The organism is Streptomyces sp. NPDC090798 (genome assembly GCF_044768965.1).
GTDB lineage: Bacteria > Actinomycetota > Actinomycetes > Streptomycetales > Streptomycetaceae > Streptomyces.
This window is the reverse complement of the sequence record NZ_JBIVXA010000012.1, coordinates 230,256-244,505: the sequence shown is the minus strand read 5'-3', so window position 1 is coordinate 244,505 and position 14,250 is coordinate 230,256. Positions and strand designations below refer to the sequence as shown.

The 14,250-nt window shown below is 69.3% G+C and carries 14 protein-coding genes and 2 pseudogenes; 4 read left to right on the top strand and 12 right to left on the bottom strand.

The features are described 5' to 3' along the window. Positions 1-30 precede the first annotated feature (30 nt). The 6 genes from ACIQTP_RS26635 to ACIQTP_RS26610 all read right to left on the bottom strand — a co-directional run bounded on the left by ACIQTP_RS26635 (position 31) and on the right by ACIQTP_RS26610 (position 7,098). Entirely contained in the window at positions 31-1,950 is a 1,920-nt protein-coding gene (locus ACIQTP_RS26635) for a RiPP maturation radical SAM C-methyltransferase (protein WP_403403971.1), read from the bottom strand. Between the two features lie 29 nt (positions 1,951-1,979). Further along, positions 1,980-2,804 (bottom strand): ABC transporter permease, encoded by an 825-nt coding sequence (locus ACIQTP_RS26630; protein ID WP_403403968.1) that lies wholly within the window; start codon positions 2,802-2,804, stop codon positions 1,980-1,982. Continuing rightward, entirely contained in the window at positions 2,791-3,540 is a 750-nt protein-coding gene (locus ACIQTP_RS26625; protein WP_403403965.1) for an ABC transporter permease, read from the bottom strand. The genes ACIQTP_RS26630 and ACIQTP_RS26625 overlap by 14 nt, the downstream gene beginning before the upstream one ends. 14 nt (positions 3,541-3,554) lie before the next feature. Next, positions 3,555-4,535, bottom strand: coding sequence for an ABC transporter ATP-binding protein (locus ACIQTP_RS26620; protein ID WP_403403962.1), 981 nt, complete (start codon positions 4,533-4,535; stop codon positions 3,555-3,557). After that, complete coding sequence (locus ACIQTP_RS26615; RefSeq protein ID WP_403403959.1) at positions 4,532-6,805, bottom strand: putative PEP-binding protein; 2,274 nt, start codon at positions 6,803-6,805, stop codon at positions 4,532-4,534. Before ACIQTP_RS26615 ends, ACIQTP_RS26620 begins: the two co-directional genes overlap by 4 nt. Positions 6,806-6,957: 152 nt before the next feature. Beyond that, entirely contained in the window at positions 6,958-7,098 is a 141-nt protein-coding gene (locus ACIQTP_RS26610; RefSeq protein WP_402052331.1) for a hypothetical protein, read from the bottom strand. Positions 7,099-7,290: 192 nt separating this feature from the next. On the opposite strand from ACIQTP_RS26610, the gene ACIQTP_RS26605 reads away from it, so the two are divergent. Together ACIQTP_RS26605 and ACIQTP_RS26600 are read left to right on the top strand one after the other, a co-directional pair. Beyond that, positions 7,291-7,905 (top strand): MBL fold metallo-hydrolase, encoded by a 615-nt coding sequence (locus ACIQTP_RS26605; protein ID WP_403403956.1) that lies wholly within the window; start codon positions 7,291-7,293, stop codon positions 7,903-7,905. Continuing rightward, positions 7,902-8,495, top strand: a complete 594-nt coding sequence (locus ACIQTP_RS26600; RefSeq protein WP_403403953.1) for a tyrosine protein phosphatase — start codon at positions 7,902-7,904, stop codon at positions 8,493-8,495. Before ACIQTP_RS26605 ends, ACIQTP_RS26600 begins: the two co-directional genes overlap by 4 nt. A 437-nt stretch (positions 8,496-8,932) precedes the next feature. On the opposite strand, the gene ACIQTP_RS26595 is transcribed toward ACIQTP_RS26600, so the two are convergent. Then, complete coding sequence (locus ACIQTP_RS26595) at positions 8,933-9,184, bottom strand: hypothetical protein (RefSeq protein WP_403403951.1); 252 nt, start codon at positions 9,182-9,184, stop codon at positions 8,933-8,935. Between the two features lie 251 nt (positions 9,185-9,435). Between ACIQTP_RS26595 and ACIQTP_RS26590 the strand changes: the two genes are divergently transcribed. Together ACIQTP_RS26590 and ACIQTP_RS26585 are read left to right on the top strand one after the other, a co-directional pair. Beyond that, positions 9,436-9,654, top strand: a complete 219-nt coding sequence (locus tag ACIQTP_RS26590) for a hypothetical protein (RefSeq protein ID WP_403403948.1) — start codon at positions 9,436-9,438, stop codon at positions 9,652-9,654. 145 nt (positions 9,655-9,799) lie between these two features. Beyond that, positions 9,800-10,674, top strand: a pseudogene (locus tag ACIQTP_RS26585) (IS5 family transposase). A gap of 33 nt (positions 10,675-10,707) precedes the next feature. Here ACIQTP_RS26585 and ACIQTP_RS26580 read toward each other — a convergent pair. From ACIQTP_RS26580 to ACIQTP_RS26560, 5 genes and pseudogenes are all read right to left on the bottom strand, one after another. Then, positions 10,708-11,076 carry a hypothetical protein gene (locus ACIQTP_RS26580; protein WP_403403945.1) on the bottom strand — a complete coding sequence of 123 codons (369 nt, stop codon included), beginning with the start codon at positions 11,074-11,076 and terminating at the stop codon, positions 10,708-10,710. A gap of 125 nt (positions 11,077-11,201) precedes the next feature. Continuing rightward, positions 11,202-11,723: pseudogene (locus ACIQTP_RS26575) on the bottom strand (transposase family protein); the annotation flags it as partial. A gap of 266 nt (positions 11,724-11,989) precedes the next feature. Further along, a complete protein-coding gene (locus ACIQTP_RS26570; RefSeq protein WP_075033256.1) occupies positions 11,990-12,409 on the bottom strand; it encodes a hypothetical protein in 420 nt (139 codons plus the stop codon). A gap of 174 nt (positions 12,410-12,583) precedes the next feature. Next, positions 12,584-12,832 (bottom strand): hypothetical protein, encoded by a 249-nt coding sequence (locus tag ACIQTP_RS26565; RefSeq protein WP_403403942.1) that lies wholly within the window; start codon positions 12,830-12,832, stop codon positions 12,584-12,586. A 338-nt stretch (positions 12,833-13,170) separates the two neighbouring features. Next, a complete protein-coding gene (locus tag ACIQTP_RS26560) occupies positions 13,171-14,199 on the bottom strand; it encodes a peptidoglycan-binding protein (protein WP_403403939.1) in 1,029 nt (342 codons plus the stop codon). Positions 14,200-14,250: the final 51 nt, after the last annotated feature.

Here is a 14,250-nt window from a genome sequence, read left to right as displayed (position 1 = left end):
TCATCCCTCCTTGGCACGGGGCCACGACGGCTACCAGCCGGGGTTCTCCGGCAGCGCGAGCCCGAGGTACTTGCCGTCGTCCGACACCATCACGTCGGCGCGACAGCACTGTTCGAGGAAGGCCGTCACCTCGTCCTCGGAGACTGACACGTCCTGTGCCGCCAGCAGGCGGGCGATCGCCGCCGCTGAACGGGGCGCTTCTCCGCAGGACTCGTAGGCCTCCGCCTTCCAGCCCGCGAGGACGGCCCGCTTGGGCTGGTCGGTCCTGCGGTCGATCAGCGTCAGCTTCCCGGGCAGCCGCTGGTAGACGAGGCTGGGCTTCGACTCGGCGAAGCGGGTCTGCCATGTGGAGACAGCGGCGTTCAGCGCGGCGACCGTCTCGTGGGACACGGTGCCGGACGCCTCGTAGTCGAAGAAGTACGCGATCTTCTCGGGGTCCAACGAGGCCGGGTAGACGTGGCCGTAGCTGGCCCGGGGCCGGACCTTGTCGATGGGGAAGGACGGGTCGGTGAAATAGGGGCTGAAGCGTTCCAGCCAGATCCTTCCGCAGCCCCCGGGCGGCTGCAGATGGTGCAGAAGCGGGAGCAGGCGCAGCTGCTCGGCGTAGTCTTCCTCGGTCTCCCCCGGGAATCCCGCCAGGATGTTCCAGGCCACGTCGATCCCGTAGTAACCGGCCCACTTCAGGAGCCGGATGTTGATCAGCTTGCTCGCGCCCTTGCGCATCAGTCGCAGCACATGGGTGCTGAGGCTCTCGATGCCGGGCTGGATGCGGAGGATCCCGGCGCTTCTCAGGGTCGCGAGCTGCTCCCGGGTGAGATTGGCCTTCACCTCGAAGAAGAGGTTCACGTCCCAGTGCTCTTGGGCCAGCAGCGTGCAGAGCGACGAGAAGTACCCCATGTCCAGGATGTTGTCGACGGTGTCGACGTGCACCACCGGGTAGTCGCGCAGCAGCGCGCTGAGCTCGGTGAACGCGCGCTCGCCGGACTTGGAGCGGTACGCCATGCCGAGCGCGTTGAGACCGCAGAAGGTGCAGTGATGTTTCTGGCCCCACCAGCATCCCCGGGAGAACTCGACCGGCAGTCGTACGGGCGCCCGGCCGAGCAGCCGGGCGCGGTCGAAGCGCTCCAGCCAGGCGAAGTAGTCCCGGTAGTCCGGGGTGGGAAGGTCGTCGAGGGCCTGCGGGCGCTGCGCGTCGGCGGCCTGCGGCGCGTGCGTGGTGGCATGCCGCAGGACGCCGGTAATCGGGGTGTCCGTGCCGTCGGCGATGTTCTTCAGCAGGGCGGGGAACGCGATGTCGCCCTCGCCGGCCACCACGTAGTCGAGCCAGGGCAGCTTCCTCGCGTACTCGGCGCCCATCTCCCCGTCGAAGTTGGCGCCTCCGTAGACCAGGGTCACACCGGGGTGGAATTCCTTGATCTTCCTCCCCAGCGCGAGGGACGCCGTGTTCTGCATGAACGTGGAGGTGAACCCGATGACGTCGTACTCCCCCCACACCGGTTTGGCCGCGCATGCGGCGACCCAGTCCGGCAGCGTCTCGCGGCGCATCTCCACGAGGTGCTCGAGGCCTTTTCCGGTGAGCTCGTCCCAGATGGACTTCACTTCCGGATATTCGGCGAAGTAGTCGTCGTCCGGGGTCACTTCGCCGAACGCGGCGTAGGAGAAGAGCCACTCCCCCATCAGGTGCAGCCGTTCCGAGGCGACGTTGGCGATGGTGTCGTAGGCCTTGCTGCCGAAGAAGGAGGCGAACTCGATGTTGAGGTAGTGGCTGTCGCACTCGTGCCCGGCCTCGCGGGTGATCGACTGCAAGAGTCCGCACTGGATGGAGGGCGCGTGGATGCGCGCCCAAGGCATGTTGACCAGGGCGACACGCAGAGCCTTGCCGGGCGGTGAAGTGGACGCCGCGTGGTCCGCTTCGGTCCGCACGGCCAGGGGCGGGCGGATGATGCTCATCGGTTTCCCCTCGGGTCTGGGCACATCAGTCACTCGAAGTCGTCGTGGCCGTGTCTGCTCGCGCGCCGGGCCTGGAGGAGGATCGACAGCGCCGCCAGGACGGTGAACCCGAGACCGGCGGCGACCTCCAGGCCCAGGTCGCCGAGCCACGGCCGGCCCTCCATCCCCGCGCGGACGGCGTCCAGGCCGTGCCGGGCCGGCAGCACCTGGCCGATCGCGTCCACCCATCCCACCCGGCCGGGCGGGACGATCGCGCCGCTGCACAGCATGACCAGGTAGGACAGGACGTTCGGGGCCACCACGTCGGCCCGTTTGCCGACCGTCATCGTCGCCCCGGCGAGCCCCAGCACGCTGAGCGTGAGCGCGATCAGCGCGTACACCCACGCCCAGGGCAGCAGTCGCAGGGCGAAGTCCGTCATGCCGAGCAGGGGCGCCGCGACTGCGCCCTGGACGACGAGGAGGACCCAGCCCATGACGGGGTAGGGCAGCACCCGGGCGATCTGGGTGACGGTGGGCGACAGCGCGCCGGTGCGGACCCGCGCGAAGGTGGCGTACTGCTTGTCCAGGACGGGCACGGCGACCACGCCGTTGACGTTGGTGCTGCTCAGCGCCAGCACCAGCGATCCGGCGAAGGCGTACTCGCGATGTCCGGGACCCGCGAGGACGCCCGCGAGCGTCGTGAAGAACAGGATCTGCAGGACCCCGCGCGGCAGGGTCGCGCCGAGCAGACCGGCGGGTGTCTGGAGCACCCGGTACTCCAGCCAGCCCATGCGGGCCGCCTCGGCCGACCGCCAGGCCAGGGAGGCGTGGGCCGGGGCTGCGGCGCGCGTGGGGGCGATGTCATGCGAGGTCAAGCGTCCCCTCCTTCCGGGACCTCTCGACGGACCGGCGGTAGGCGAAGCCCGCGGCGGAGAGGTAGGCGAGGGTCAACAGCATCGCGACGCCCAGCGGGGCGAGCGTGACGCCCCCGGTGCTCGCGTCGACCAGACAGTCCTTGATCCAGTGCAGGCTGAGCAGTTCGGGCGCCCAGCGCAGCCACTCGGGCAGCGCGTCCGTGGGGATGAGCAGTCCGCCCAGGGCGAAGACCGGGTACATCAGCGCGTGGGACCACACCAGACCGTTGCGGGTCACCAGGAAGAGGCAGGACACCAGCGCCCCCAGAGCGGTGCCCGAGCACACCAGCACCACGAGCGACACGACGGCCCACGCCGGGTGCGAGACGCTCAGCGGCAGCCCCAGCGCCGCCGCGGTGACGCCGGTGCTGACGAGGATCGCGCCGACGCTGGTGACGGTGGCGCCCAGGCTCTTGCCCAGCAGCACCAGGTAGGGCGACCAGACTCCGGAGACACAGCGGGCCAGGGTGCCGAAGGTGCGCTCGCGGCGCAGGACTCCTCCGCTCATCCACACCGTGGAGCCCCACAGCGCGGTCAGCATCACGGCCACGATGAGTTCGGCCGCGCCGTCGGAGGCGGGGCGGCCGGTCTCCACCGCGATGACCAGGAACACGGCGGGCAGCATCCCGGAGTTGACCAGCAGCAGCGGATTGCGTTGCATCGCCCGCTGCTCCATGCGGAACGCGGTCAGGAACATCCACGCGGCGCCCCTCACTTCACTCCACCGACCTGGCGGCCGTCGGCCAGGCGCGCGGCCACGTGCGAGTAGACGTCCTCCAGTCGCACCGGGTCGATGCGCACGTCCAGCACGCTGACGTGCGCCAGCGCCTGCTCCAGCAGGCCGAACGAGCCGACACTCCAGTCACGGACGTGCAGCCGGAGGGTCCACGACCCGTCGGCCACCTCGACGCCGCCGACGGCGATGTCGGGCGACGACAGGGCGTCGCTGTCGGGCGGGCTGCCGGTGCCGCGCACGGTCACCGTGGCGGTGTAGCCGGCCTGCCGGGCGAACTCCTCGACCGGCAGGTCCGCCGCCAGAGTGCCGTCCGCGAGAATGATCACCCGGCTGGCGAGGCGTTCGATGTCGAGCAGATAGTGGCTCGTGAGCAGGACCGAGACCCCGGTGTCCCGCAGTCGGGCGACGGTGCCGCGCAGCCGTTCGGCCTCGACCGGATCGAGGCCCACGGTCGGTTCGTCGAGCAGCAGGACGCGCGGCTCGGCGATCATGCCGATGGCGATGTGGAGGCGCTGGCGCATGCCCTTGGAGTACGTCTCCACCGCGCGGTCTGCCGCGCCGACCAGGCCGACCTCCTCCAGCGCGGCGTCCAGCTTCGCGCTCAGGCCGCGCCGGCCCACGCCGGCGAGCATGGCGAAGAACCGCAGGTTGTCGCGGCCGTTCAGCTTGGCGTAGAGGCCACGGTCGCCGCCCAGCACGACGCCGGTCATACGGCGTACCTCGCGCAGATCGCGGGTGACGTCGTGGCCGAAGATCCGGGCGGCACCGGCCGTGGGCAGCAGCAGGGTGGCGAGGATCTTGGTGAGGGTGGTCTTGCCCGCGCCGTTGCTGCCCAGCAGGCCCACGATCTCGCCAGCCCCGACCTGGAAACTGACGTCCCGCAGGGCCACGAGTTCGCGTCCGCGGTCGATGAAGGTACGGCCGAGCCGTTCCACGACGATCGCCGGTTCGCTCAACGCCCGGCCCCCGTCGGATGAACGTCCGCCGCTCCTTGTGCGACGGCGGCCCGCGCGGCGGCGAGTCTGGCCAGTGGGATCCGTGGCGGCGCGCACGAGACGTGGTCGAAGCCCGCCTCGGCGAAGAACCGCACGGCCACCGCATCGGCCGCCTGCTCGCCGCAGACGCCGAGCGTGATGTCGGGGCGTACGGCCCGTGCCTCGGCGGCGACCTGGCGTGCCAGGGTCCCGACCGCCTCGACGTCCAGCCGGGCGAAGGGGGATTCGGCGAGGAGGCCCACGTCCCGGTAGGCGGGCAGCAGGTGCTGTTCGGCGTCGTCGCGGGACAGGCCCCAGACAAGTGCGGTGAGGTCGTTGGTGCCCAGGGACAGGGAGTCCGCACGGCGTGCGATCGACCCAGCCAGCAGCGCGGCCCGCGGGGTCTCGATCATGGCGCCCAGCGAGATGCCCGCCTGGGCCCGTGAGGTTCCCAGGTGGGCGCAGACGTCGTCGAGCATGCCCCGGACGAAGTCCAGTTCCGCCGGTGCGCTGACCATGGGGACCAGGAGTTCGGGCCGCGGGTCCCGGCCGGCGCGGCGCAACGCGAGGGTCGCTTCCACCAGCGCCTTGATCTGTACGGCCGTCAGCGCCGGGAGCAGGACTCCCATCCGCACGCCGCGCACTCCCAGCATGGGGTTGTGCTCGTGCAGGCGGCGGGTGATGTCGAGCCGGTCCCGGTCGGCGGGGGCGCCCGTCGCCGCCGTGGTCAGGGAGAGTTCGGTCAGGTCGGGGAGGAACTCGTGGCGCGGGGGGTCGAGCAGACGGATCGTGACAGGCCGTCCGTCCATCGCGGCAAGTACGTCCGTGATCTCCGCCCGCAGGAGGGCGTGCACGGTGGCGAGGTCCTCCGTCATGTCAGGGCCGGGCCGGGCCATCAGGACCCGTTGGAGCATCTGATGGCGCTCGCCGAGGAACATGTGCTCGAGCCGGCACAGTCCCACCCCGTCGGCGCCCAGTGCCCGCCCGGCGGCGGCGTCCGCGCCGGTGTCGGCGTTCACCCGCACGGCGATGCCGGGCAGTCCCGACAGTGCCTCGTCCAGCCAGCCGGGCAGCTGCGGAGCGACCTGCCGTTCGGCGGTGGGCCCCGCGCGGCCGCCGAGGTGGATCACTCCGGCGTGGCCGTCCACCGTGACCAGGTCGCCGGCGTGGACGGTGTCGCCGTGCGTGGTGCGCAGGACCTTGGCGTCGGCGTCCAGGACACCGTCGACGAGGGCGGCGACGGCCGGCAGTCCCAGTCCGCGCGCCACGACCGCGGCGTGCGACGTCTGTCCACCCCGCTCGGTGACGACGGCCGTCGCGGCCAGCAGGCCCGGAAGGTCCTCCGGCCTCGACTCGGTGAGGACCAGCACCGGCTGCCCGCCGTTCGCCCGCGCGGCGACGGCGTCGGTCGCGCTGAAGACGACGGCGCCGGAGGCGATGCCGGGCGACACGCCGAGGCCGCGCGCCGCCACGAGCAGATCCAGGGATTGCGTCGCCCCGGAACGCGCCCGTTCGACGTCCAGCGGCTCCACCAGCGACACCGCCTGCGCGGGGGTGAGCCGGCCGCGTTCGTACCGGGTGGCCACAGCGTGCAGGAGAGCGGCACCGCGCAGGGATGCTCGGGTGCTTGTGACGATGTGGGGCCTGCCCTCCTCGACGAGGAACTCCACCCTCGCCGGCCAGTCGAGTTCGGCCTCGGCGGCGTGGACCGCCTCCCGTACCTGCGGGCCCCAGGGCTGCGTGTCGATCAGTTCGGCGAGATCCGCGCCGCCCGCTGTCAGCAGCTGGGCTCCTGATCCCCCGGCAAGAAAGGAGCCCGTCACGCCGGGCCGGCCGGTCGACGGATCGCAGGAGCAGGCGAGGCCGCTGCCTCCCTCGGGGCCGCACCACAGCGGCTGTCGCCCGAGCCCGAATTGGGCCGGACCGGTCTCGGCCCTGGTCAACACCCGCACCAGGGCGGTTACTTGCTCGAGCGGGTCGTCCGGCAACGCGGCGCCGGGGTCCGCGACGGCCAGCGCGGCGCTCAGTTCGGCCCGGCGTGCCGCGGCGAAGCCGTCACCGGCGAGCCCTGCCAGCCACTGGTGGCTGGCAGGGCTCAGACCGAGAAACGACAGACAGCTTCCCTTCAGGCAGGGAAGCCATGCTGTCAGGAAGACGGGGCGCTTCGCACTCCCGAGGCGACGGTCGGGATCGAGCGCGACGATCGCCTCATGAATGGTGTCGTCAGCGGCGTCGACCGGCAGCCACAGCACTGAATCAGCGGAAAAACCGACCGGCGGACGATCCATGACCACGCGCTGAATCCCCATCCCCCAAGTGCGAGGCCCGGCACCGTTTTCCGGTGGTGAACCTCGTGTGACAACAGGCCCCCGGCACAGGCGGGGCGGCGGGTGACGAGCGGAATCTAACGGCTCACGAACTCCGGGCGGACACCGAGCAGGTATACACGGTCGTCCAGGTCAGCGGCATCCTCCGGGGTGATCGGAGAGAATTCCAGCTCGGCCAGGTCGGCGAGCTCCTCGACGTTCGAGTTAGTTTTGTCCATGTTCCGACGCTAACAGCGAGCACTTCTGACCACAAGGTGAACTCCTGGTGTACACAGGGAAGTTGACGAGATATCGACTCCCCGGAACGCACGGGGCGTCTGGTTGTCGCTGCTCACCCAGGAACACCCCAGGATGCGCCCGGCCGACCTTTTCCGGCCATTCGCCGAACGAATTCGCAGAGCCTCCGGACTATGCTCACGCGGGTGCGGATTATCAAGTACACCCATTCCTGTGTCCGGTTGGAGCACGACGGCGGTGGCACGCTGGTCATCGATCCCGGCGTCTGGAGCGAGCCCGAGGCACTCGCCGGCGCGGACGCGGTCCTGGTGACCCATGAGCACGACGATCACGTCGACCTGTTGCGGCTGAAGGGGCTGGGCGTGCCCGTCTACGCCCCCAAGTCGGCGCGGATCCCGGGCCTGGACTTCACCGGCGTCGTCCCCGGCGAGGAGTTCACCGCGGCAAGCTTCCGGGTGACCGCCCAAGGCGGGCGGCACGCGCGCATCTACGGCGACCTCCCGGACTGCGCCAACCTCGGATACCTCGTCGAGGACCGCGTCTACCACCCCGGGGACTCCCTGTACGGTCCCGACCGACCGGTGGAGACCCTGCTGGTCCCCCTGCAGGGGTCGTGGATGAAGACGGACGAGGCCATCGACTTCGTCCGCGCCGTCCAGCCGGAACGGGCCTACGGCATCCACGACGGGCAGATCAACGAGCGGGGCCTGAGCAGCCTCAACGGCTGGCTCGCCGACGAGTGCGGCGACTGCTACCGCTGGCTCCCGCCGGGCTCGTCCGCCCGATGACCGAGCCGTCCGCCCCCGTCCTGTTCACTGTCGCCGGTCCGCGGGGACCGGGGCGCCTGAGCACCATGGTCCGGCCCCGCGGTCACGGGCTCCTGGCCGCCGACATGGCGGCCCTGCGCGGCTCCGGCGCCGACACCCTCGTCTGCGCCCTCCCCGACGCCGAGCGCGCCGAACTCGGGCTCACCGACGAGCCCCGCCTCGCCGAGGCCGCCGGGCTGCGGTTCGTCGCCCTGCCCGTCCCCGACTTCACGGTCCCGTCGATCCCCGTCGTGCTGCCGGCGCTGCGGGAGCTCGCCGCAAAGCTGCGGGCCGGCGCCCATGTCGTGGCGCACTGCCGCTGCGCCATCGGACGGTCCTCCCTGATCGCGGTCTCCCTGATGATCCTCCTGGACCTCGCGCCGGAGGCCGCCTGGGCGGCCATGGAACGGGCCAGGGGGACGAGAGTGCCGGACACCGAGGAGCAGCGCGCGTGGACGCTGGAGTTCTTCCGCTTCGTCTCCGCTGGTGGGCAGGACCCCGGTCGGCACCGCGCGGCCGGGGTGCTGGAGCGTCCGTCCCCAGCGGACCCTCAGCATCCGTCGGCCCGGTGATCGCCGGCCTCGTGACCACCGTCTTGCGGCGCCTCGGGCATGCCTGACGGCGTCGACACTGCGCCCGGCGGTTCGGGCGCCGGCGCGGGCAGGTGAGCGTCGTGCTGCCGGGCGGTGCTCGGCGGCGCGGAGCGGCCACCGGCGGGGGCGAAGCCGATGGCGCGCAGCAGCGGAGTCGTCAGAGCCGAGGTGATCAGGGCTACGAGGGTGAGAACCCCGCCGCACGTCGCCGGACGTGACACCGCCCGTCTGCCGCTGGTTGGGTCGGGCCGGGGCGCGGTACTGGCCTTGCGACCAGTCCGTTTCCCCGACCCGCCCGCCGTGCGTGTCTCCACGCGACGGGCGCTTCACGTGCCTTGGCCGGTGGTCAGCCGCCGACGCCGGCGGCTGCAAGTTGTGGTGTCCACGGGGTCAGGATGTTGCTGCCGCGGTAGCCTTCAGGAAGTCTGCTGGAGTTCGAGGACCCGAGCTTCGAGGTCAGCGATGCGCCAGTCGGCGAGGCACAGGTTCGATCTGGCGCCTTCAAGGCGTTCTTGCAAGGTGCGGTGTTCCCGGGTGAGCTGCTGGACGCGGCGCTTGAGTGTGATGTTCTCGGAGGCCATAGCCTGAACCAACTCCCCGGGAACCATCTGGTCGAGGTCGCGGAGCTTTCCCATCAACTCGCCGATCTGCTGCCGTTGCGCGAGCACTGCGGGCGGGCACCGCCGCACAGGGCCGGGCCGACATCCCCAGCCCGCGCAAGATCACCTCATGGATCATGCGACCCAGTGACACCCTCACCGAAAGCCAGGACAAGCAGCTGCTGGAAGTCCCGCTCGCCTGACCGGACATCACCTGGGCCTGCGACCTCCCCCGCACGTTCGCCGATCTCGTCCTTCACCGGCGCGGACACCTTCTTCTGGAGTGAATCCGCCAAGCCGAGCGGGGCGCCCCGAAGCCGATGCGGGACTTCGCCGGCTCCCTCCGCCAGGACCTCGACGCCGTCACCGCCGGCCTCACCCTCCCGTGTAGTTCCGGCGTTGTCGAAGGTCACGTGAACCGGGTGAAAACCCTCAAGCGAGCCATGGATGGCCGGGCCTCGTTCGAACTCCTCCGCACTCGCATCCTCATTCAGCCGTCGATGTCCCTTCAGTGGGCCTCTGATGGTGAGGAAGGTTGAGTTGTCCATGCGGGAGAGCCGCAGCTTGGAGGTCATTGGTTACCATCATCTGAGCCGACCTGCCCGCGACTGCGATCACGTTGCTCCATGCTGGAGCATCTAGGGTGCGTTTTAGAAGTCGATCAAGCTCTGTAATGATCACCGCGTGGGACGTGGGGATCTGACGAGCGCACAGTGGGCCAGGCTAAAGCCGTTGTTACCGGTGGGGAAGAAGCCGGGACGGCCTCCGGTCTGGTCCAAGCGGCAACTGATAGACGGCATTCGGTGGCGGACACGGACGGGTGCGCCGTGGCGGGACGTGCCGATCAGGTACGGCGAGTGGGAAACCGTCTATGGGTTGTTCTGGCGTTGGCAGCGCGATGGGACCTGGAAGCGAATCCTCAAGCAGGTCCAGACCCGGGCCGACGCCGACGGGCTGATCACCTGGGACGTCAGCGTCGACTCCACCATCGCCCGCGCACACCAGCATGCCGCCGGCGCCCGAAAAAAGGGGCTCTCCAACGAGAACCGCCCGGCGGCGTCGACACCGAACCGGCCGACCACGGACTCGGACGCTCCCGGGGCGGACTGACGACCAAGCTCCACCTCGCGGTCGAGCAGGGGCAGAAGCCGCTGTCGCTGGTCATCACCGCCGGCCACCGCCATGACAGCCCGCAGTTCCAGAATGTGCTCGACCGCGTCAGTGTCCCGCGCATCGGTCCGGGACGCCCGCGCACCAAGCCCCGCAAGGTCCGCGCGGATAGGGCGTGCGGCTCTCGCGCGAACCGCGCCTACCTGCGCAGCCGCGGCATCCGCTGCACCATCCCGGAGAAGACCGACCAGATCCGCAACCGAAAGAAGCGTGGCATGCGCGGCGGCAGGCCACCGAAGTTCGACAAGGCCGACTAACGCGAACGCCACGCTGTCGAATGCGGAATCAACCGCCTCAAGAGGCACCGGGCCGTCGCGACTCGATACGACAAACTCGCCGTCCGCTACGAAGTCACCGTGGTCATCGCGGCGATCAACGAGTGGCTGTGAGGGCCGAGCGGCGCGCATCGCGCCGCACGAGGTTCATCGCGCTGGTTCCATCGGTGGCCACGGAGCCCAGGGAAGAGCTTTACGCCAGCCCGGCCGCCCCCGAGCCCAGTCCTGAAGCACTTCGGCTACAGGTTCCACGGCGAACACCTCGTGCTCGCGCGGCACCCGGGCGTGGAAGTGCCTGTCTGGGCCACCCTCGCGGTATTCAACCCGGTAGCTGAGGTCGTCGTTGAGATAGACCTGCATGTAGTGCTGGCCGACAGGTTCGAGGTCGAGCCGCTGGACAACTACAAATCGCCAGGTCAGGCTCAGGTCGGCCAGCAGATCGTGCAGCTGTTCGTCAGACGGGTCGTCCCATGACGTCCCGTCCCACTCAATCGCCCGCAGTACCGGTGTTGCCATGAGGGTGACTGTACTGGCCGATCATGCTGCGGACATCAGCGGACGGCCGCTTATGAAACGCACCCTAAAGGGTGTTGCAGAAGGCCGTGTTTTTGCAGGCCAGAGGGCGATCATGGCTGTTCTGATCACGTGGCCAGGGCGAGGTTGTGCATGGGGGCGAGAGCTTGGACTACGTGGTGGAGGCCGTCGCCGTGCTGTCGGCAATCGCGGAGGATCTTGTAGTTCTTCAGCCGGCCGATCGCATGCTCGACCCGCGCACGGACCCGGCGATGCTCCGCGTTGTCGGCTTCCTCGCCGGCCAGGAGGGCCCGGCCGGGTCGCTTGCGGTGCGGGACGACCAGGCCGGTGTTGATGTAGGCGCCGTCGCCGAGCACGGTGACGCCCTGGCACTGCTGCGGCAGGCCGGAGTCGCGCCATACATGGGCGTCGGCCCTGTCGCCCGGGGCCGGGCGGGCGGTGGCTACGACCAGGCGGGTGTCGGCGTCGATGATGACCTGCACGTTCGCGGAGAACCGGTAGTTGCGGCTCGAGGCGCCGACCTTGCGGTCGCGGACCGGGACCAGCGTGCCGTCCACGATCCGCAGCCGGTCTGCGGCATCGACGGGCCGTGCGGGCTCGAGTGCCAGGAGGGGCCGCAGCTGCTGGATGCCCGCCGCAGGTCAGGGACCGGGCCGCGCTCGCCCAACGGCAAGAACGGCTCGACCAACTCCCACTCGACATCCGAGAGATCACCACGCGCCACCCTCGACAACTACCAGGCCCAGCCGCCCGCCACCGGCGAATCCCTGTGCCGACGTACGACAGTTGTCACCAATATCTTCGCTGAACTGCTGTTTCGTGTGGGTGAAGCATCGCAGTCGTCATCGAATCGGCACGCTACCTGTCACCGAGAGCGCGGCCAGTAGGGTGGCTGTCACCGACCCGCCTGAATCCACTGCGACCAGTCCTCGATGCGTTCAGCGGTGACCGGTGTGACCAACGTGCCCGCCGGATGAGCAGAAGCGACGGTCCTAAACCTGCCTCGCCGAATGCGCCGACTCCTGCCCGGCAACGGTTCGCCTGCCGCGACCTGAACCACCTCGCATGTCGGCTCCCCGGGTCCGCCAAGTAGGTAGTTCACGCCTGGCTTCAGCTCTTGTGCAGGTACAGAGACCGGGAATTCCTCCGAGCGCATGGTTCGAATTGGCTCCACGAGCGTCATCGTCGGCGCCTGCGGCTCGATGCTGATCACGTAGCCGCCGCGGGCGAATTCGTCGTCGTCCTCATCATCATCGTCAACCGGAACGTAGTCATTGTGCTGGGCTCGGCGGTTGTGCCGCTTCAGGAACTTCATGGTTCATCTTCCCGCGACGCAGACCGCGGCACGCCGGGAGGCAGCTGACCAGGCCATCGGCTCCGGATCTCCCAACACTGCGCTGTCGATCTTGATGACAACAAGCCTGCCTTGGTGACAACCATCGTGCTTCGGCTCAATCCCAAAACCAATGATCCGAACCCGGAACAGGCCCTAGTAGACCTCGCCCAGCTTTTTGATGAGCGCGACTTCCTCCTCGGTCCGCGGGCTCTTGCCCAGCCACGGCGCGGGATCGTCTGCGTTGCAGAAGTCGTCGAACAGAACGGTGACCACGTAGTCCAGGTCCCCGAACTCCTCCGGCCGCAGCCGGACATCGCGCTGCCACGAGGGACTCGCGAGGGCGAGAACCGCTGGCACAACACGAAGCCGGAAGACCGGGAACTCAATGCCGTGATCCGTCACGTCGTGAGCCTACTGACAGGTGAGGGACAGCACCGGCTTGCCAGCGCGCCTGTTCACGAAAACGCGGTCAGAGCCAATTCAGGAATCCTCATCAACCCCTGCGGCCAGTCCCCTCCATGCCGTCTTCGAAGACCGGATGAAGGCGTGCGACCACAAGCTTCTCGATGCTGCCCGGACGCCGGAATAGGCCCACAGCCACGGACAGGCCCCGTACCCCCGGACGTATCCGCGGGTACGAGGCCCCTTCTGTTTGCGGAGCCTTCCGGGCCTGGCACGCCGTGGCGGCGGCTACCGCCGCTTCCGGCGCGCGGGCCTGGTCAGCACGACCGCGGTGGGGTCTAGCTGACGACCTTCAGCGACTTCGGCCATCCGATCTGGTCGAGCAGACGGAACATGCTCTTGATGTCGTTCGGGCGCAGCTTGATGCAGCCGTTGGAGTAGAAGTCGTTCGGGTTGCGTTCGGTCCACTTCTGATGCTCACCGCTGCCCTGGCCTCCGGTCCTGGTCATCTCGCTGTGGATGAACAGCTCTGTCCGCTTACGACCGGTGGTGCCGTTGTTATTGCAGCGCTTGTCGGCCAGTCGGATCGCGTAGCCCTTGATGAGCCGGCCGTTGTAGGTCTGGGAGTGCAGGCCGAGGGTGTAGGTCGCGTTGGGCAGCCAGCCCTGTCCTGTCGTACACACCTTCTTGTTGACGCCCGATCCGGCGCGGTAGCTGGCGACCACCCGGTTGCCTCGCATGACATAGAGCCTGGCCGAGGTCACGTCGTTCGGATTCTTGTCGAACTTCAGGGAGACGGCCCCGCCTCCTCCTGGGGTGCTGCCGCCGTTGCCGCCCCTGACCAGCGCGGCCCAGGTGCCGGCGCCGACGACGCCGTCGGGGGTGAGGCGCCTCGCCTTCTGGAAGGCCTTGACCTTCACCACGGTGCGCGGACCGACGACGCCGTCCGCGTTCGTCGCGTAGCCGTTGGCGGTGAGCTGCCGCTGCACGGCCTTGACAGCGGCCCCCTTCGAGCCGGACCTGACGGTCAGGATGAGCCGGGCCCAGGTGCGGGCGCCGACGATGCCGTCGGGGGTGAGGCCCTTGGCCTTCTGGAAGGCCCTGACCTTCGCTGTCGTTCGCGAGCCGAAGACGCCGTCGGCATTCGTCGCGTAACCGCGCGCGGTCAGCAGCAGTTGGACCGTTGTCACATCGACGCCACGCCGACCAGCCTCGACGGTGGGCCAGGAGGCCTGCGATACGGCCGCAGTCGTCGTGACGGGATGAGCCAGGGCGGCGGGTGCCTCGGTCGCTGTGACGCCGGCCGCAAGGAGGGCGGACCAGACGGCCGTGGAGACGACGCGTCGGTTCTGCGTGGAGGTACGCATGGGCTTGCTTCCTTTCGTGAACGGAATCGCTTCCGTGAGAGTGGGTTGGAC